The sequence below is a fragment of the Isoptericola sp. NPDC056573 genome (genome assembly GCF_042793335.1).
GTDB lineage: Bacteria > Actinomycetota > Actinomycetes > Actinomycetales > Cellulomonadaceae > Isoptericola.
The window spans coordinates 54,820-72,484 of sequence record NZ_JBHTUY010000014.1 but is presented as its reverse complement, the minus strand read 5'-3'; the positions used below and the strand labels follow the sequence as shown (position 1 = coordinate 72,484).

Here is a 17,665-nt window from a genome sequence, read left to right as displayed (position 1 = left end):
ATCGCAGCAGCAACCTGACATAACTCTAACCCTCAACTCGAACCTTAAGGTTAGACCCGCGGGTCGGCCGGTCGGGGCGACGGGGGCGCGAGGACCGGACGTCGGGACAAGGAACGACCCGAGAGGCAACGACGTGGCAACTCCGCAGAACTACCTGGCAGTGATCAAGGTGGTCGGTATCGGCGGTGGCGGCGTGAACGCCGTGAACCGCATGATCGAGGTCGGGCTCAAGGGTGTCGAGTTCATCGCCATCAACACCGACGCGCAGGCGCTGCTGATGTCGGACGCCGACGTCAAGCTCGACGTCGGTCGCGAGCTCACCCGTGGCCTGGGCGCCGGCGCCGACCCGGAGGTCGGCAAGAAGGCGGCCGAGGACCACGCGGAGGAGATCGAGGACGTCCTGCGCGGCGCCGACATGGTCTTCGTGACGGCGGGCGAGGGCGGTGGCACCGGCACGGGCGGCGCCCCCGTGGTCGCCCGGATCGCCCGGTCGCTGGGTGCCCTGACGGTGGGGGTCGTGACGCGGCCCTTCACGTTCGAGGGCCGCCGCCGCTCCGTGCAGGCCGAGCAGGGGATCGACGCCCTCCGCGAGGAGGTCGACACCCTCATCGTGATCCCCAACGACCGGCTCCTGTCCATGTCGGACAAGAGCGTCTCGGCGATCGCGGCGTTCCACTCGGCCGACCAGGTGCTGCACTCCGGCGTCCAGGGCATCACCGACCTCATCACGACGCCGGGCCTCATCAACCTCGACTTCGCGGACGTGAAGTCCGTGATGCAGGGCGCGGGCTCGGCGCTGATGGGCATCGGCTCGGCCCGGGGCGAGGACCGCGCGGTGCAGGCGGCCGAGCTCGCGATCTCGTCCCCGCTGCTCGAGGCCTCCATCGACGGCGCGCACGGCGTCCTGCTGTCGATCCAGGGCGGCAGCGACATCGGTCTCTTCGAGGTGCACGAGGCCGCTCGCCTCGTCCAGGAGGCGGCCCACTCCGAGGCGAACATCATCTTCGGCACGGTCATCGACGACGCGCTCGGCGACGAGGTGCGGGTCACCGTCATCGCGGCCGGGTTCGACGGCGGCGTGCCGCAGGCCCGCAAGGACGGCCGCGGTCTCGGCCAGATCGCCGGCGCGCCGGCCAAGCCGACGGTCACCGTCGGTGAGGGGGGCACGACGGCGACGTCCGTGCCGCAGCCCGGCGTCCAGACCGCCCCGCCGCGCCCGCCGCAGCCGGCCACCGCGTCGGTGCCGGCGGCCCCCGTGCAGCCGCGACCGATCCCGGCGGAGCCGGACGACGTCCCCGTGAGCCTCGACGCGCCGCCGGCCCCGCCGGTCGGGGCGCGGCCTGCGGAGCAGCGCCGCCCGTTCACGGTGGTCGAGGACGCCGAGGGCGAGGGCGTCACCGTGGAGCGGCCGGTCGAGGTGCCGCGCCTGTTCGACGAGCCGCGCCGCCCGGCCGAGGAGCTCGACGTGCCCGACTTCCTCAAGTGAGCGCCGGGTGAGCGGGACTCACGGAGCGGTCGGCTGGGCCCAGGAGGCGTTGTTGCCGGACCAGTTCGGTGCGGGGCTGCTGCGGGTGGACCTCGGGGAGGGCGTCGTGGCGGGCTTCACCACGCGTCACGGCGGGGTGTCGCCCGCCCCCTGGTCGTCGCTCGACCTGGGCACCTCGACGGGCGACGACCCCGTGCGGGTACGGGAGAACCGGGCCCGCGTCGGGGCGTGGCTCGGTGCGCCCGTGGCCTTCTCGGCCCAGGTGCACGGCGACCGGGTCCTGGACCTGGGCTCCGCCGAGCTCGCCGAGTGGTCGTCGACGGAGCCGCCGGTCGCGGCGGGCGAGGCCGACGCCATGGTCACCGCGGAGGCCGGTCTGGCGCTCGGCGTCCTGGTCGCGGACTGCGTGCCCGTCGTCCTCGCGGACCCGGTGGCCCGCCTGGTGGCGGTCGCGCACGCGGGCCGGGGCGGGGTCGCCCTGGGGGTCGTGCACCGGGTGGTCGAGCGGCTGCTCGCGCGCGGGGCCCGGGCCGAGCACCTCCGGGCAGCCGTCGGCCCGGCGGTCTGCGGCGCCTGCTACGAGGTGCCGGCCGCGATGCGCGACGAGGTCGCCGCCGTCGTCCCCGAGACGTGGGCGACGACCACGGCGGGCACGCCGGCGCTCGACCTCCCGGCCGGCGTGCTCGCGCAGCTGGCGGCGCACGGCGTGACCGCCAGCCGGGTGGACCGGTGCACGCTCACGGACACCGACCTCTACTCCCACCGTCGCGCCACCGCCCAGGGCACGACGACCGGGCGGCAGGCGGGGGTCGTCGTCCTGACCTGACCCGCCGGCCCGGCGTGCCGAACTGACGCGGTCGTGACCTGACACGCCCGCGACGCGCGACACACCGGCGTGTCGTGCGCCGATGCCGCCGCGGGCGTGGTTAACGTCGTGACACCGTCCGGGACGGAGGGCGGGACGTGGCGACGAACGGAGCAAGGCGATGGGCGGAGCGCTTCGCAAGACGATGCTGTACCTGGGGCTCGCCGACGACCAGGGTGAGTCGGAGGAGTACCTCGACGAATACGAGGAGCTGGAGGCACCGGTGCGCGACCGTGACGACTACCAGGCGCAGGTCACCCCGCTGCACCGTGGCGGAGGGAGCGAGTCGGTGATCGCCTCCGACCTGCGACGCATCACGACCATCCACCCGCGCTCGTACAACGACGCCCGCACCATCGGCGAGGCCTTCCGGGGCGGCACGCCGGTGATCATGAACCTGTCCGACATGGACGACGCCGACGCGAAGCGCCTCGTGGACTTCTCGGCGGGCCTCATCTTCGGGTTGCGCGGGTCGATCGAGCGCGTGACGAACAAGGTCTTCCTGCTCTCGCCGGAGCACGTGGAGATCGCGGGCGAGGAGCCGCCGGCGGAGAAGGCCGCCCCCGGACGCGGGGCGTTCTACAACCAGAGCTGAGCGCGCGCCCGAGAGCGCCGATCGCACCGTCCGGCAGGGGCCGGGGCAGTCCTGCCCCGGCCCCTGCGTCGTGCTCGGGTAGGTTCGTCCCGTGAGCCTCGTCTTCAACCTGGTCTACCTCGTCCTGTGGCTGTTCCTGCTGTGCCTCATCATCCGGCTCGTCTTCGACTGGGTGCAGTTCTTCGCGCGCGACTGGCGGCCGAAGGGCGTGCTGCTGGTGCTGGCGGAGGCGGTCTACACGGTGACCGACCCGCCCCTGCGCTTCCTGCGCGGGCTGATCCCGCCGCTGACCCTCGGTCAGATCCGGCTGGACATCGCGTTCCTCGTGCTCTTCATCGGCACGGGCATCCTCATGCGGGTGGCGTCGTTCCTGGCCACGATGTGACCGCCGCCGCGGCGGCTCTGCTGTGACCTCGGCCGGGTTCGCGCCGGCTGGGGACGAGCGCCCTGGTGCTGACCTGTGAAGACGTCGTGTGGGCGGGACGACCCGACCTCGCCGGGCGGGTCGCCCGCCGACACGTCCGCTACCGTGGTCATCCAGACGGCCCGGGAACCGGGTCCCACCGACCCTGCAAGAACGATGAGGTGAGACGATGGCGCTGCTGACGGCAGAGGACATCCTGAACAAGAAGTTCGCCGCGACCAAGTTCCGCGAGGGCTACGACGTCGAGGAGGTCGACGACTTCCTCGACGAGGTCGTGCGGACCCTCACGGCGGTCCAGGAGGAGAACGACGACCTGCGCTCCAAGCTCACCGCGGCCGAGCACCGGGTCGCCGAGCTGAGCCGCTCGGACGCTGCGCAGCAGGCGCAGCCCACGCCGACCCCGGCGCCCGCCCCGGCGCCGGCGCCCGCCCCGGCGCCGGCGCCCGCCCCGGCCGCCGCGAAGCAGCAGCCCGCGGAGCCGGAGTCCGCCACCGGGATGCTCCAGCTGGCCCAGAAGCTGCACGACGACTACGTGCGGTCCGGCCAGGAGGAGGGCGACCGCCTCATCTCCGAGGCCAAGTCCGAGGGCTCGCGCATCGTCCGCGAGGCCGAGGAGACCAGCCACCGGACGCTGTCGCAGCTCGAGCAGGAGCGGTCGCTCCTCGAGCGCAAGATCGACGAGCTCCGCCTCTTCGAGCGCGACTACCGCACGCGCCTCAAGAGCTTCCTGCAGAACCTGCTGGGCGACCTCGACGCCCGCGGCTCGGCCCTGCCGCCGCAGCGGCAGAACGCCGCTGCCGGTCGCGGCTCGGAGCTCTGAGCGGGGGGCCGTCACCCCGCGCACCCCGCTCCCTCGTCACGCCTCACGCCGAGCGGCCCGCACGACACGCACGCGTTCACCGCGCGTGCTGTTGTGCGGGCCGCTCGGCGCACTTACGCTGCGGTGACTCGTCGTCGACGCACCAACGAAAGGGCACCGATGGCCAAGCTCTCGACCACCACGCGCGCGGCACTGCGCGAGAACTTCCCGCACCTCGCGCGCGACGTGAAGACGTTCCCGGTCCGCGACGGCGAGGAGCCCTGGACCCTGCACGAGGTGGAGGAGCTGGCGGCCTTCCTGCTCGAGGAGAAGGAGCGCCTCGAGCACGAGCTCGCGGCCGCCGACCAGGAGCTGTCGGACCTGCTGCGCAACTCGGGCGACGGCGCGGGCGACGACCAGGCCGACTACGGGTCGAGCGCCCTCGAGCGTGAGCAGGAGCTCACCCTGGTCAACAACATGCGCGACCTGCTCGCCCAGACCGCGCACGCCGTCGACCGCATCCGCAAGGGCACCTACGCCACCTGCGAGATCACCGGGCTGCCGATCGGCAAGGCGCGCCTGCAGGCGTTCCCGCGCGCGACGCTCTCGGTCGAGGCGAAGGCGCGCGAGGAGCGTCGCTGACCGGGCGGCCCTGCCCCGGCGACCGGCCCGGTCCGCCTACACTTGCGGACGATGTCGACCACGCCCGCCGGCTCCGCCCCGGCCCCTGAGCCCGCGCCGCGCGACGGCGCACCCGAGTCGCCCGTCTCGGACGCGCCCGACGACGCCGTCCCCACCGGGGACGCACGTGCTGTCGCCGAGGAGGCCGCGGTGCCCGAGGCGCGTCGTCGCCGGCTGATCGTGGGGACCTTCGTGCTCGCCGCCGTCGTGCTGCTGGTCGACCAGCTCACGAAGTGGTGGGCGGAGTCCGCCCTCGTCTGGGGGGACGACCCGAAGCCCCTGATCGGTGAGCTGCTGCAGCTCCGACTGATCTACAACCCGGGCGCGGCGCTGTCGATCGCCACCGGCATGACGTGGATCCTCACGATCGTGGTGGTGATCGTGGTGGTCGTCATCGTGCGGGCCATCCGCCGGATCGGCTCCACCGGCTGGGCGGTGGCCCTGGGCCTCCTGCTCGGCGGCGCGCTCGGCAACCTCGGCGACCGCTTCTTCCGCGAGCCCGGGTTCGCCCGGGGCCACGTGGTCGACTTCATCGACTACGGCGTCTTCGTCGGCAACGTCGCGGACATCGCCATCGTCGCCGCCGCGGTGCTCATCGTCGTCCTGTCCTTCCGGGGGATCGGCCTGGACGGCCGACGGCACGTCGAGGGCGGGGACGACCCGGCGGAGCCCGGCGAGCCGGCCGGGCCGACGGGGGAGCGCTGACGATGTCGGCCGGGTCCACCCGCACCCTGCCCGTGCCCGACGGCCTCGCGGGCGAGCGGGTCGACGCCGCGCTCGCGCGGATGCTCGGCTTCTCCCGCACCCAGGCGGCGGAGCTCGCGGCCTCCGGCGCGGTGCTCCTGGACGGGCGCCCGGTCGGCAAGTCCGACCGCGTGGTCGCCGGCGGCTGGCTCGAGGTCACCTTCCCCGACGCGCGTCCGGCGGCGCCGGTGGTCGCCGAGCCGGTGCCCGGCATGGGCATCGCCTACGAGGACGACGACGTCGTCGTCGTCGACAAGCCGGTCGGGGTCGCCGCCCACCCGTCGCCGGGCTGGACCGGCCCCACCGTGGTCGGTGCGCTGGCCGCGGCCGGCTACCGGATCGCGACCTCCGGCGCGGCGGAGCGGCAGGGCATCGTGCACCGGCTCGACGTCGGCACGTCGGGCCTCATGGCCGTGGCGAAGAGCGAGGCGGCGTACAGCGGCCTCAAGCGGGCGTTCAAGGAGCGCACGGTCGAGAAGGTGTACCACGCGCTCGCGCAGGGCCACCCCGAGCCGACGACGGGCACCATCGACGCCCCGATCGGGCGGCACCCGAGCGCCGACTACCGGTTCGCGGTCGTCGCGGACGGCAAGCACTCCGTGACGCACTACGAGGTGCTCGAGATGCTGCCGGCCGCGTCGCTCGTCGAGGTGCACCTGGAGACCGGCCGCACCCACCAGATCCGGGTGCACTTCCAGGCGGTGCGACACCCGCTCGTGGGTGACCTCACCTACGGCGCCGACCCGGTGCTCGCGTCGAAGGTGGGGCTGACGCGCCAGTGGCTGCACGCCGTGCGGCTCGGCTTCGAGCACCCGCTGACCGGCCGCTGGGTGGAGGTCACCAGCGAGTACCCCGACGACCTGGCCCATGCGCTCGAGGTCGTGCGCGGGGCCTACCGGTAGGGAGCCCGGTGACCGGCCTGCCCTGGTGGGCGGACGCCATCGCCGGTCTGGTGCTGGCCGTGCTCGCCCTCTGGGCGCTGCTGGCCGTCGGCCTGCTCGTCGTGCGGCGGCGTACCGGTCGCGGCTCGCTGCGGGGCGCCGTGCGCCTGCTGCCCGACGTGCTGCGCCTGGTCAGACGGCTCGCCGCGGACCGTGCCCTGTCGCGGCGCGTGCGTGCCCTGCTCGTCGTGCTGCTGGGCTACCTGGCGATGCCGTTCGACGTCGTCCCCGACGTCATCCCCGTGCTCGGCTGGGCCGACGACGTGGTCGTGGTCGTGCTCGTCCTGCGGGCCGTGGTGCGCAGCGCGGGGCCCGACGTCGTGCGCCGGCACTGGCCGGGCACGGACGACGGGCTGGCCGTGCTCCGCCTGCTGGTGCGGTGGTGACGGCGGTCGCGGCCCTGTGAGGTTCCCCTCGGCGGGGCGGTCGGGAGTGTCGGAGGCGACTGCCTAGACTCGGTCCATGCCCGACGCAGGTTCCCCCATCGCCCAGCCGACCGGTACCGCCGAGGACGACTTCGTCCACCTGCACGTGCACACCGAGTACTCGATGCTCGACGGCGCGGCGCGCATGAACGACCTGTTCAGCGAGGTGTCGCGGCTCGGCCAGAAGGCCATCGCGATCACCGACCACGGGTACCTGTTCGGGGCGTTCGACTTCTGGAGCACGGCGCAGAAGCACGGGGTGAAGCCGATCATCGGCGTCGAGGCGTACGTGACCCCGGGCACCAGCCGCCACGACCGCACCAAGGTGCTCTGGGGCGAGCAGCACCAGCGGCGCGACGACGTCTCCGCGGGTGGCGCCTACACGCACATGACGCTCTGGGCGCGCGACAACGAGGGGATGCACAACCTCTTCCGCGCGTCGTCGCTGGCGTCCCTGGACGGCCAGATGGGCAAGTGGCCGCGTATGGACCGCGAGCTCCTCGAGACGTACGGCAAGGGCCTCATGGGCACCTCGGGCTGCCCGTCCGGCGAGGTGCAGACCCGCCTGCGGCTGGGCCAGTGGGACGAGGCCGTGCGCGCGGCGGGCGAGCTGCAGGACATCCTCGGCAAGGAGAACTTCTTCGTCGAGCTCATGGACCACGGGATCGAGATCGAGTCCCGTACGTACAAGGACCTGCTGCGGCTCGCCGAGCACATCGACGCGCCGCTGGTGGCCACCAACGACCTGCACTACACGAAGCAGGAGGACTCCCACTCCCACGAGGTGCTGCTCGCGGTGAACTCCGGGTCGACGCTCGACGAGCCGACCTACGACCAGGGCGGCAGCCGGTTCGCCTTCAGCGGCGACAGCTTCTACGTGCGCTCGGGCGCCGAGATGCGCCGCCTGTTCTCCGAGCTGCCGCAGGCGATCGAGAGCACGCTGCTCATCGCCGAGCGCTGCGACGTCTCGTTCGACACCAAGGCGAACTACATGCCGCGGTTCCCCGTGCCCGACGGCGAGGACGAGGTCAGCTGGTTCGTCAAGGAGGTCGAGGCGGGCCTGCGCCGCCGCTACCCCGAGGGCATCGGCGACGACGTGCGCAAGCAGGCGAACTACGAGGTCGAGGTCATCATCCAGATGGGCTTCCCGGGGTACTTCCTCGTGGTGGCCGACTTCATCAACTGGGCCAAGGAGCAGGGCATCCGGGTGGGCCCGGGCCGTGGTTCGGCGGCCGGCTCGATGGTGTCCTACGTCATGGGCATCACGGAGCTCGACCCCCTCAAGCACGGCCTGATCTTCGAGCGCTTCCTCAACCCGGAGCGCGTGTCCATGCCCGACGTCGACGTCGACTTCGACGAGCGCCGTCGCGCCGAGGTGATCCGGTACGTCACCGAGAAGTACGGTGACGACCGCGTCGCGATGATCGTCACCTACGGCTCCATCAAGGCGAAGCAGGCGCTCAAGGACGGCTCGCGCGTGCTCGGCTTCCCCTTCGCGATGGGGGAGAAGCTCACCAAGGCGATGCCCCCCGCGGTCATGGGCAAGGACATCCCGCTGTCCGGGATCTTCGACCCGAAGCACGAGCGCTACGCCGAGGCCGCGGAGTTCCGCGCGGTGCACGACGCCGACCCCGAGGCGCAGCGCGTCGTCGAGACGGCGCGCGGCATCGAGGGCCTGAAGCGGCAGTGGGGCGTGCACGCCGCCGGCGTCATCATGTCGAGCCACCCGTTGATCGACATCATCCCGATCATGCGGCGCCCGCAGGACGGCGCGGTCATCACGCAGTTCGACTACCCGACGTCCGAGGGCCTCGGCCTCATCAAGATGGACTTCCTCGGGCTGCGCAACCTCACGATCCTCGACGACGCGCTCGAGAACATCGTCATGAACGGCAAGGAGCCGGTGGCGATCGAGACCGTCGAGCTCGACGACAAGGCCACCTACGACCTGCTCGCCCGCGGCGACACGCTCGGCGTGTTCCAGCTCGACGGCGGCGCGATGCGCTCGCTGCTGCGCCAGATGCGGCCGGACAACTTCGAGGACGTCTCCGCCGTCATCGCGCTGTACCGCCCCGGGCCGATGGGCATGAACTCGCACATCAACTACGCCCTGCGCAAGAACGGCCTGCAGAAGATCGAGCCGATCCACCCGGAGCTCGAGGAGCCGCTCAGCGAGGTCCTGGGCGAGACGTACGGCCTGATCGTGTACCAGGAGCAGGTGCAGCGCGCCGCGCAGATCCTCGCCGGGTACTCGCTCGGCCAGGCCGACCTGCTGCGGCGCGCGATGGGCAAGAAGAAGAAGGAGATCCTCGACAAGGAGTTCGTCCCCTTCGAGGCGGGCATGAAGGAGCGCGGCTACTCCAAGCCCGCGATCCAGGCGGTCTGGGACACCCTGGTGCCGTTCGCGGGGTACGCGTTCAACAAGGCGCACTCCGCCGGGTACGGCGTCGTCTCGTACTGGACGGCGTACCTCAAGGCGAACTACCCGACCGAGTACATGGCCGGCCTGCTGCAGAGCGTGCGGGACGACAAGGACAAGATGGCGCTCTACCTGGGCGAGTGCCGTCGCATGCACATCACGGTGCTGCCGCCCGACGTCAACGACTCCGCCGCCAAGTTCACCGCCGTGGGCGCCGACATCCGCTTCGGCCTGACGGCCATCCGCAACGTCGGCGCCAACGTCGTGGACGCGATCATCGCCGCCCGCGAGGAGAAGGGCGCGTTCACCTCGTTCACGGACTTCCTCGACAAGGTGCCGGCGGTGGTCTGCAACAAGCGCACGATCGAGTCGCTCATCAAGGCCGGGGCGTTCGACTCGCTCGGCCACCCGCGCCGTGCCCTGCTCGTGGTGCACGAGCAGGCGGTGGACTCGGTCATCTCCGTGAAGCGCAAGGAGGCCGAGGGCCAGTTCGACCTCTTCGCCGGCTTCGGCGGCGCGGAGGAGGACGCGGCGATGACGTTCGCCGTCGACGTGCCCGACCTGCCCGACTGGGACAAGAAGCAGCGGCTCGCCTTCGAGCGCGAGATGCTCGGCCTGTACGTCTCGGACCACCCGCTGTCGGGGCTCGAGCACGTGCTGGCGCGCGCGGCGGACACGTCGATCGCGGCGCTGATGGCCGACGAAGGGCGCCAGGACGGCTCCCAGGTCACGGTCGCGGGGCTGCTCACCAGCGTGCAGCGCAAGATGAGCAAGAACGGCAACCCCTGGGCGGCCGTCACGGTCGAGGACCTCGAGGGCGCCGTCGAGGTGATGTTCTTCGGCGAGACGTATCTCGCGTACTCGACGATCCTCGCGGAGGACCAGGTCGTCACGCTGCGCGGCCGCGTGCGGCGCCGCGACGACCAGATGCAGCTGCAGGCGATGGAGGTGTCGCTTCCGGACACGTCCGCCGTCGCCGACGCGCCCGTCCTGGTCACCGTGCCGCACACCCGCTGCGTCGAGCCGGTCATGGTGCGGCTGCGCGAGGTGCTGGCCACGCACCCCGGCTCGGCGGAGGTGCACGTGAGCGTCGCGGAGCCGGGCAAGCGGACGGTGGTGCGCGCGGCGGACACGCTGCGGGTGGAGAAGTCGCCCGCGCTGTTCGGCGACCTCAAGGCCCTCCTCGGCCCGAGCTGCCTGTCGTGAGCGCGGACGTGACGAGGGTCGAGGCGGGCCCGGACGACGGCTCGGCGGACCACCGCTTCCGGGTGGTGCCGGCGGCGTACGTGTACCTGCGCCGCGAGGGGCAGGTGCTGCTGCAGCTGCGGCAAGGGACCGGGTACCGGGACGGGCACTGGGCCGCCGCCGCGGCGGGGCACGTCGAGGCGGGGGAGTCGGTGCTCGAGGCGGCGGTGCGTGAGGCCCGCGAGGAGCTCGGCGTCGTCGTCGACCCTGCCGACCTGGTGCCCGTGACGACGATGCACCGCGGACAGCCCGGCGGCCCGGCGCTCGAGCAGCGCGCCGACTTCTTCTTCACCGCGACCCGGTGGTCCGGCAGCCCCGAGATCCGCGAACCCGCGAAGGTCGGCGACCTGCGGTGGTTCCCGTTCGTCGCGCTGCCCGACCCGGTCGTGCCGCACGAGCTCGTGGTGCTGCGCGCCCTGCACGACGAGGGACGGCACGGCACCCGCGTGCCGCCGATCCTCACCGACGGCTTCTGAGGGCGCGACCCGCCGGGAGGCTCTCGCGGCCGGTCAGTGGTGGTGGCCGTGCGCCGCGTGCGGGTCGTACGGCGCGGCCTCGGGCCGGGACCACTGCGGCACGGGGCGCCCGCGGTCCTTCCACCACGTCGCGGTCGGGTGCTGCGGCCAGCCGGCGGGGGAGTCCTCCCACTCCTCCTGCCGCCCGTACGCGGTCAGGTCGAGCAGCTGGGCCTGCGCCATGATCGCCTCGACGCCGCGGTGCGTGGTCTCGTTGGTGAGGAACACCCGGTCGTCGACGCGCAGGTAGCAGGAGATCAGGCCGCGGTCGTCGCTGAGGCCGCCACCCACCGCCTCGTCGGTGACGCCCTGCATCGAGTACCAGGGCACCCGGTAACCCATGAACTCCACGAAGGGCGCGACCTCGTCCCACGGGCCCTCGCAGAAGACGGCGAACGTCACGCCGCGGTGGTGCAGGTAGGCGGCGTCCTGCACGCTCCAGATGCTGGCCGTGCAGCCCTCGCACTGCCCCTCGACCGGCTGCCCGGCGTGCCACATGTGCTTGTACGCGATCAGCTGGTCACGCCCGTCGAAGACGTCCAGGAGCGGGACGGGCCCGTCGGGGCCGACGAGCAGCGCGCCCGCGTCGACCTCGGTCATCGGCAGGCGCCGCCGCGCGGCGGAGATCGCGTCACCCTCGCGGGTGTGCGCCTTCTCGCGGGCACGCAGCGCCTCGCGGTCACGCAGCCACGTGTCGCGGTCGACGGGGGAGGGGGAGGCGGCGGTCTCGGTCACGGCGGGCTCCTCGGCAGGTCGGGTCCGGGGCAGGGCGGTCCGGCTGCTCCGGTCGGTGGTTCGACCGGCGCGCGCCCCCGGACTCATCGGTGCCCCGCGGCCGTAGGCTCGGGGCGTGTTCCGCCTCAACCCCGAGCAGCTCGTGTTCGTCACCGAGCGCCACCTCGCCACCCTGACCACCCTGCGCGCCGACGGGAGCCCGCACGTCGTGCCCGTCGCCTTCACCTGGGACGCCGAGGCGGGCGTCGCGCGCACCACGGCGCGCCGGTCGTCGACCAAGGTGGCCAACGCACGCCGGGAGACCTCCGCGGGAGGCCGCCCCCGCGCGGCGCTGTGCCAGGTGGACGGCGGGCGGTGGCTGACGCTCGAGGGGACGATCGAGGTGAGCGAGGACGCCGACGAGATCGCGGACGCCGTCGTGCGGTACTCGAAGCGCTACCGGCCGCTGGAGCACGACCCCGAGCGCGTCGTGCTGCGCCTCACCCCGGACCGGGCGATGGCCTCGACCTACATGGCCTGAGCGCCCCGGCTCCCCGGCGGTGCTCAGGCGACGACGGCGGTCTCGTCGCCCTCGGGCAGGGCCACCGTCACCCGGTCGCCCCGGACCAGCTGGCGCCCGCGGCGGGTCTCGGGTTCCTCGTTGACCCGGACCTCGCCGTCGGCGACCAGGTCACGCGCGTGGGTTCCGGACTCCGCGAGGCCGGCCAGCTTGAGGAACTGCCCCAGCCGGATCATGTCGTCGCGGATGGGGACCTCGATCGGGGCGCTCATGGGACCCATTGTCCGTCCTCGCGGTCGCGGTCCGGGCACCTCGCCGCGTGCGCGTGGCGGCGGGGTGTCACGCCGCCAGGTCGACCGCGACGCCACGGCCGGCCGCTCGCGCCCGCTCGAGCAGGACCGCGCCCAGTGCGACGTCGAGGACTCCGAGCCCGACCGAGTCGAAGAGGGTGATCTCGTCCGGGGCGCGGCGCCCCGTCGCACGGCCCGTGACGACGTCGCCGAGCTCGAGGCGGCACGCGTCGGCGTCGATGGCCCCTTCGGCGATGGCGAGGAGCGCGTCGCCGGACTCGTGCAGGGCGGTCCCCACGGAGTCGACCACGACGCGGGAGCGCGCCATCGCGGCCCCGTCCACCTCGCGGTGGTCCGGCCGGGGCGGCGCGCCGACGACGTTCACGTGCAGGCCGGGGGCGAACCACGACCCCTGGACGAGGGGGTCGCGGGCGGGGGTGAGCGTGCACACCACGTCGGCCGTCCGGACCGCGGCCTGGGGAGATCCGACCGCCTCCACGGCGAGGTCCGGGAGGTGCTCGGCGACCTGCGCGGCGAAGGTCGCGACGCGCTCCGTGGTGCGGGACCAGACGAGGACGTGCTCGAGCGGCCTGACCTCGGCCAGCGCACGCACGTGCTCGATCGCGAGCGCGCCCGCGCCGACGAGGCCGAGCACGCGCGCGTCCTCGCGTGCCAGCCACCGCGTCGCCACGGCGCTCGCGGCGGCCGTGCGCAGCCGGGTGGGGACCGCGCCGTCGAGCACCGCGGCGGGCGCGCCCGTGCTCGCGTCGACGAGCACCAGGACGGACCGCTGGGCCGGCAGGCCGCGGTCGCGGTTGCCGGGGACGTCGGCCAGCAGCTTCGAGCCGGCGAGCCCGGCCCGGCCCGACACGGCGGTCATGGGCAGGAAGTGCGCGGCGGGGTCGAGCGCCGCGGCCGTGAGCGGCGCCTGCGCGGCGACGCCGTCCGCGAGGTCGGCGAAGGTCTGCTCGACGAGGTCGACCACCTCCCGGGGCGACACCAGCCCGGTGAGCTCGGATCGGGTGAGGACGAGGGGCACGGGCGCTCCAGCATGGTCGGCGGGACGGGCGGTGGGACGGGCGGTGGGGCGGACCGCGGCGGTGCTCATGCGGTGCGTCCGAGCCGGGCGAAGGGCGTGGTGAGCCCCGACGGCGGGCGGCTGTGGGTGACGAGCCCGGCGACGGCCAGCAGCGCGAGGACGTACGGCAGCATGACGAGCAGCGCGAACGGCACGTCCACCCCCAGTGCGGGCAGCGTGAACTGCAGCGCCTGCGCCAGGCCGAAGACCAGCGCCGCCACGGCGACGCCGACCGGGCGCCAGCTCCCGGCGATCACGGCCACGACCGCGAGGTAGCCGACGCCCGCCGTCATGTTGTCCGTGAAGGTGTGCACCTCCGCGAGGGCGAGCTGGGTGCCCGCGAGGCCGGACAGCACCCCGACCACGAGCACCGCCAGGAACCGGACGCGCAGCACGGGCACGCCCGCACGGTCGGCGCTCGCGGCGTCCTCGCCGACGGCGCTCAGGGCGATGCCCCACGCCGTGCGGCGTGACGTGAGGAGGCCGAGTCCCACGACCACGGCCAGCAGGACGTACGCGAGGCCGGTCTGCTGGAACAGCGCGGGGCCGAGGACGGGGAGGTCGGACAGCCAGGGCACCGCGACCCGGTCGAAGCCCGGGACGACGGTGCCGCGCTCGAGGAGCAGGCGGGCGCCGAAGGTGGTGCCGGCGAGCGCGAGCGCGTTCGCGGCGATGCCGGTGACGATCTGGTCGGCGCGCAGGACGACGCTGAGCAGCGCCTGCAGGAGCCCGGCCAGGAGCCCCGCGGCGGCGCCGCAGGCGACGCCGACGAGGGCCGACCCGGAGGCCGTGGCCCCGACGACGGACGCGAACGCGCCGGTGAGCATCATGCCCTCGACGCTCATGGTCAGGACTCCCGAGCGCTCGCCCACGAGCTCGCCGCTCGCGGCGACGAGGACGGGGACGGCCAGGGCGACGCCTGCGGCGAGCAGGTCGGTGAGGGTGTCGATCACGGGGTCGCCTCCGGTCGGGGGGTCGTCGGGACGGTGCGGTGCGTGCGCCGGTGCCGGGCCGGGCGCACGGCCCAGACCGCGGTCCCGGCGACGCCGAGGATGACGAGGCTCTCCGCGACCTGCGTCAGCGACGCGGGGACGCCGGCGGCGAGCTGCAGGTTGATCCCGCCCGACACCAGGAAGCCGAGCGCGGCCGCGACGACCACGGCGACGGCGCACGACCCGCGCGCCAGCAGGCCGACGACGAGGCCGGAGAACCCGTATCCCGACGAGATGCCGTCGTCGAGCACGTACGGCGCGGACACGACGAGGACGCCGCCCGCGACGCCCGCGGCCGCCCCGGCGGCGGTCAGCGCGGAGAACCGGAGCCGGTCCACGCCGAGGCCGAGGCGGTGCGCCGCGGGCCGGGACAGGCCGACGGCGGCGAGCCGGACGCCGGTGCCGGTGCGGTGCAGGACGAGCGCCACGACGCCCGCGGCGACGAGGGCGAGCACCGCGGCGACGGTCGCCGGCGAGCCCGGGACCCCGAGCAGCGGCAGGTGGGCCGCCTCCACGAGGGGGGCGGACTGCGGGAGCGTCTCGGAGCTGGTGACGGGCTGGCGCAGGAGCGCCTCCTCGTGCACGGCGAGGACGAGGACCGCGGCGCCGACGAAGTTGAGCAGCAGCGTGGTGATGACCTCGCTCACTCCGCGCCGGACGGCGAGCCAGGCCGCGATCGCGGCCCATCCCGCGCCGCCCGCGGCGGCGGCGAGCAGGACGAGGGGCAGCGCGACGGCCGGGGGCGCGCCCGGGGGCAGGGCGGTGCCGACCGCGGTCCCGGCGACCGCCCCCACGCAGATCTGGCCCTCCCCGCCGACGTTGACCAGGCCCGCGCGGTGCGCGAGCAGGAACCCGGCGGCCACCAGGAGCAGGACCGCCGCCGTGTTGACGGCCGAGCCGATCGCGTACGGGGTGCCGACCATGCCGTCCCAGAGGGCCGCCGCCGCCTCGGCGGGCGGCGCTCCGGCGAGCGCGGCGAGGGCGGCGCTGACCGCCAGGGCGCCGGCGACCGCCGCGGCCGGGACGAGGACGGGCGCCAGGTCGCGGAGCCGGGCCGTCGGTCCGCGCGGCGGCGCCTCCCGACCACCGTCGGCGGGGGAGTTCGTGGGGCCGGGCTGTTTCGGTGTCCCGGTCGGTGTCCCTGTCGGTGTCCCGGTCGGTGTCCCGCTCGACGGCGTGGGCGGGGGCGCCGGCGGCGAGCCCGGCGCGGTGCTCCGCGGGGAACGTGCGGCGGCGAGGGCGCGTGCGGCGAGGGTCATACGGCTGCTCCCGTCATGAGGCGCGCGACCTGGTCGCGCGCGTCCGGCGCGTCGGTGGGCACGGCGTCGCTCAGCCGGCCCCGGTAGGCGACGTGCACGCGGTCGCACGTCGCGAGGAGCTCCGAGAGCTCGCTGGAGACCACCAGCACGGCGACGCCGGACGCGGCGGCGTCGCGCAGGCGGGTGACGACGTCGTCGACGGCGCCGAGGTCGAGGCCGCGCGTCGGCTGGGCGGCGACGACGCAGCGCAGCGGGTCGAGGCTGAGCTCGCGGGCCAGCACGGCCTTCTGCTGGTTGCCGCCCGAGAGCGAGGAGAGGGGCGCGTCGAGGTCGGCGGCCCGCACGTCGAACCGGGCCGCGAGGTCGCGCGCGTCGGCGCGCAGCGCACGCCGGTCGAGGAGCCCGAACCTCCGGTAGGCGCCGAGACGCCCGAGCAGGAGGTTCGTCGTGACGCTGAGCGCCGGGACGACGGCCTCGTGGTGGCGGTCCTCGGGGACGACGCCGAGGCCGAGCGCGGTGCGCCGTCCCGGCGTCGCGCGGGTGATGTCGTGCCCGTCGAGCAGGACCTGTCCCGCCGCCGGGGCGCGCGCCCCGGAGAGCGCCGCGACGAGCTCGCTCTGGCCGTTGCCCTCCACGCCCGCGATCCCGACGACCTCGCCGGGTCGGACGGCCAGGTCGACGTCGTCCACCAGCCGCTCGCCGTCCGCGCCCTCCACGACGAGGCCGCGGACGTCCAGCGCGACGGGCAGGGACGCGTCGGGTCGCGGCGGCGCCGGACGGCGGGCCGCCGCCTTCCCCTCCACGTCGACGCTCGCGGCGAGCACCGGGTCGAGCCCCCCGACGTCGCGACCGATCATCAGGGTGACCAGGTCCGCCGTGCCGAGCGCGTCGGGACCGCCGCCGTCCTCGGCCTTGGGGCCGCCGTCGCCGGGGCGGGCGATCCGGCCGCCCCCGACGACGCGCCCGCCCCGCAGCACCGTGGCGCGGTCGCCGACGCGCCGCACCTCCGCCAGCTTGTGGGTGACGAGGACGACGGCCGTCCCGGCGGCCGCAACGCGGCGACAGGTCCCCAGCAGCCGCTCGACGTCCTCGGGGCCGAGGACGCCCGTGGGCTCGTCGAGCAGCAGCAGGCGCGGCCGGTCGAGCAGGGCGCGCACGATCTCGACCTGCTGGCGCGCGCCGATGCTGAGCTCCCCGGTCACGGCCGCCGGGTCGACACGCAGGCCCAGGTCGTCCTCGATCTCCGCGAGCCGCGTCGTGAGCCCCGCCAGGTCGGGGCGCAGCCGCCGCCCGCGCCCGAGCAGGAGGTTCTCCCGCACGGTGAGCGTGGGGACCAGCGAGAAGTGCTGGTGGACCATGCCGATGCCCAGGCGGATCGCCTCGGCGGGGGACGCGGGGGCGTACGGCGCTCCGTCCAGCAGCAGCTCGCCGCGGGTGGGGGGCAGGGTGCCGAAGACGAGGTGGCACAACGTCGACTTGCCGGCGCCGTTCTCGCCGAGCACGCAGTGCACCTCGCCGGCGGCGACCGTGAGGTCGACGTCGTCGAGCGCGGTGTGCGCGCCGAAGCGGCGGGTGACGCCGCGGAGCTCGAGCGCGGGCGTGTCGCCCGGTCGCGGTGGGGGCACGGGACCTCCTCGGTCGGTGGTCGGTCCGGCAGGACGGAGCCGGGTCGG

The 17,665-nt window shown here is 74.3% G+C and carries 18 protein-coding genes; 12 read left to right on the top strand and 6 right to left on the bottom strand.

Annotation, left to right across the window (positions count from 1 at the left end; translation table 11 throughout):
• Window positions 1-133: 133 nt before the first annotated feature.
• The 11 genes from ftsZ to ACFQ8E_RS19745 all read left to right on the top strand — a co-directional run bounded on the left by ftsZ (window position 134) and on the right by ACFQ8E_RS19745 (window position 11,100).
• The gene (gene ftsZ, locus ACFQ8E_RS19795; RefSeq protein WP_430552277.1) at window positions 134-1,486 is read left to right on the top strand and encodes a cell division protein FtsZ; all 1,353 of its coding nucleotides are present in this window, start codon (window positions 134-136) and stop codon (window positions 1,484-1,486) included.
• 7 nt (window positions 1,487-1,493) lie between these two features.
• On the top strand, window positions 1,494-2,312 hold the full coding sequence (locus tag ACFQ8E_RS19790) for a polyphenol oxidase family protein (protein WP_430552276.1): 819 nt from the start codon (window positions 1,494-1,496) through the stop codon (window positions 2,310-2,312).
• A 160-nt stretch (window positions 2,313-2,472) separates the two neighbouring features.
• Window positions 2,473-2,946, top strand: coding sequence for a cell division protein SepF (locus ACFQ8E_RS19785; protein ID WP_430552275.1), 474 nt, complete (start codon window positions 2,473-2,475; stop codon window positions 2,944-2,946).
• Between the two features lie 91 nt (window positions 2,947-3,037).
• Window positions 3,038-3,331 carry a YggT family protein gene (locus ACFQ8E_RS19780; RefSeq protein WP_430552274.1) on the top strand — a complete coding sequence of 98 codons (294 nt, stop codon included), beginning with the start codon at window positions 3,038-3,040 and terminating at the stop codon, window positions 3,329-3,331.
• Window positions 3,332-3,539: 208 nt separating this feature from the next.
• Window positions 3,540-4,190, top strand: coding sequence for a DivIVA domain-containing protein (locus ACFQ8E_RS19775; RefSeq protein ID WP_430552273.1), 651 nt, complete (start codon window positions 3,540-3,542; stop codon window positions 4,188-4,190).
• A 159-nt stretch (window positions 4,191-4,349) separates the two neighbouring features.
• The gene (locus tag ACFQ8E_RS19770; RefSeq protein WP_430552272.1) at window positions 4,350-4,811 is read left to right on the top strand and encodes a TraR/DksA family transcriptional regulator; all 462 of its coding nucleotides are present in this window, start codon (window positions 4,350-4,352) and stop codon (window positions 4,809-4,811) included.
• Between the two features lie 51 nt (window positions 4,812-4,862).
• Window positions 4,863-5,555, top strand: coding sequence for a signal peptidase II (locus ACFQ8E_RS19765; protein ID WP_430552271.1), 693 nt, complete (start codon window positions 4,863-4,865; stop codon window positions 5,553-5,555).
• 2 nt (window positions 5,556-5,557) lie between these two features.
• Window positions 5,558-6,496, top strand: a complete 939-nt coding sequence (locus ACFQ8E_RS19760; protein ID WP_430552270.1) for an RluA family pseudouridine synthase — start codon at window positions 5,558-5,560, stop codon at window positions 6,494-6,496.
• An 8-nt stretch (window positions 6,497-6,504) separates the two neighbouring features.
• Entirely contained in the window at window positions 6,505-6,921 is a 417-nt protein-coding gene (locus ACFQ8E_RS19755) for a YkvA family protein (RefSeq protein ID WP_430552269.1), read from the top strand.
• Window positions 6,922-6,997: 76 nt separating this feature from the next.
• Window positions 6,998-10,585, top strand: coding sequence for a DNA polymerase III subunit alpha (gene dnaE, locus ACFQ8E_RS19750; protein WP_430552268.1), 3,588 nt, complete (start codon window positions 6,998-7,000; stop codon window positions 10,583-10,585).
• Window positions 10,582-11,100, top strand: a complete 519-nt coding sequence (locus ACFQ8E_RS19745) for an NUDIX domain-containing protein (protein WP_430552267.1) — start codon at window positions 10,582-10,584, stop codon at window positions 11,098-11,100. The genes dnaE and ACFQ8E_RS19745 overlap by 4 nt, the downstream gene beginning before the upstream one ends.
• Window positions 11,101-11,133: 33 nt before the next feature.
• On the opposite strand, the gene ACFQ8E_RS19740 is transcribed toward ACFQ8E_RS19745, so the two are convergent.
• Window positions 11,134-11,874 carry a DUF899 family protein gene (locus ACFQ8E_RS19740; protein ID WP_430552266.1) on the bottom strand — a complete coding sequence of 247 codons (741 nt, stop codon included), beginning with the start codon at window positions 11,872-11,874 and terminating at the stop codon, window positions 11,134-11,136.
• A 115-nt stretch (window positions 11,875-11,989) separates the two neighbouring features.
• On the opposite strand from ACFQ8E_RS19740, the gene ACFQ8E_RS19735 reads away from it, so the two are divergent.
• Complete coding sequence (locus ACFQ8E_RS19735) at window positions 11,990-12,394, top strand: pyridoxamine 5'-phosphate oxidase family protein (RefSeq protein ID WP_430552265.1); 405 nt, start codon at window positions 11,990-11,992, stop codon at window positions 12,392-12,394.
• Window positions 12,395-12,417: 23 nt separating this feature from the next.
• On the opposite strand, the gene ACFQ8E_RS19730 is transcribed toward ACFQ8E_RS19735, so the two are convergent.
• The 5 genes from ACFQ8E_RS19730 to ACFQ8E_RS19710 all read right to left on the bottom strand — a co-directional run bounded on the left by ACFQ8E_RS19730 (window position 12,418) and on the right by ACFQ8E_RS19710 (window position 17,617).
• Window positions 12,418-12,645: an RNA-binding S4 domain-containing protein gene (locus ACFQ8E_RS19730; protein WP_430552264.1), complete on the bottom strand. Its 228-nt coding sequence runs from the start codon at window positions 12,643-12,645 to the stop codon at window positions 12,418-12,420.
• A 67-nt stretch (window positions 12,646-12,712) separates the two neighbouring features.
• A complete protein-coding gene (locus ACFQ8E_RS19725; RefSeq protein ID WP_430552263.1) occupies window positions 12,713-13,771 on the bottom strand; it encodes an ornithine cyclodeaminase family protein in 1,059 nt (352 codons plus the stop codon).
• Window positions 13,768-14,694, bottom strand: coding sequence for an ABC transporter permease (locus ACFQ8E_RS19720; RefSeq protein WP_430552262.1), 927 nt, complete (start codon window positions 14,692-14,694; stop codon window positions 13,768-13,770). Before ACFQ8E_RS19720 ends, ACFQ8E_RS19725 begins: the two co-directional genes overlap by 4 nt.
• The gene (locus tag ACFQ8E_RS19715; protein WP_430552261.1) at window positions 14,691-15,992 is read right to left on the bottom strand and encodes a hypothetical protein; all 1,302 of its coding nucleotides are present in this window, start codon (window positions 15,990-15,992) and stop codon (window positions 14,691-14,693) included. The genes ACFQ8E_RS19720 and ACFQ8E_RS19715 overlap by 4 nt, the downstream gene beginning before the upstream one ends.
• Entirely contained in the window at window positions 15,989-17,617 is a 1,629-nt protein-coding gene (locus ACFQ8E_RS19710) for an ABC transporter ATP-binding protein (RefSeq protein ID WP_430552260.1), read from the bottom strand. Before ACFQ8E_RS19710 ends, ACFQ8E_RS19715 begins: the two co-directional genes overlap by 4 nt.
• Window positions 17,618-17,665: the final 48 nt, after the last annotated feature.

Bases quoted from the DNA above. Each gene is read 5' to 3' on its own strand.
- ACFQ8E_RS19715 (WP_430552261.1), bottom strand. From the start codon at position 15,992: ATGACCCTCGCCGCACGCGCCCTCGCCGCCGCACGTTCCCCGCGGAGC.
- ACFQ8E_RS19775 (WP_430552273.1), top strand. From the start codon at position 3,540: ATGGCGCTGCTGACGGCAGAGGACATCCTGAACAAGAAGTTCGCCGCG.
- ACFQ8E_RS19785 (WP_430552275.1), top strand. From the start codon at position 2,473: ATGGGCGGAGCGCTTCGCAAGACGATGCTGTACCTGGGGCTCGCCGAC.
- ACFQ8E_RS19730 (WP_430552264.1), bottom strand. From the start codon at position 12,645: ATGAGCGCCCCGATCGAGGTCCCCATCCGCGACGACATGATCCGGCTG.
- ACFQ8E_RS19770 (WP_430552272.1), top strand. From the start codon at position 4,350: ATGGCCAAGCTCTCGACCACCACGCGCGCGGCACTGCGCGAGAACTTC.
- ACFQ8E_RS19760 (WP_430552270.1), top strand. From the start codon at position 5,558: ATGTCGGCCGGGTCCACCCGCACCCTGCCCGTGCCCGACGGCCTCGCG.
- dnaE (WP_430552268.1), top strand. From the start codon at position 6,998: ATGCCCGACGCAGGTTCCCCCATCGCCCAGCCGACCGGTACCGCCGAG.
- ACFQ8E_RS19725 (WP_430552263.1), bottom strand. From the start codon at position 13,771: ATGAGCACCGCCGCGGTCCGCCCCACCGCCCGTCCCACCGCCCGTCCC.
- ACFQ8E_RS19765 (WP_430552271.1), top strand. From the start codon at position 4,863: ATGTCGACCACGCCCGCCGGCTCCGCCCCGGCCCCTGAGCCCGCGCCG.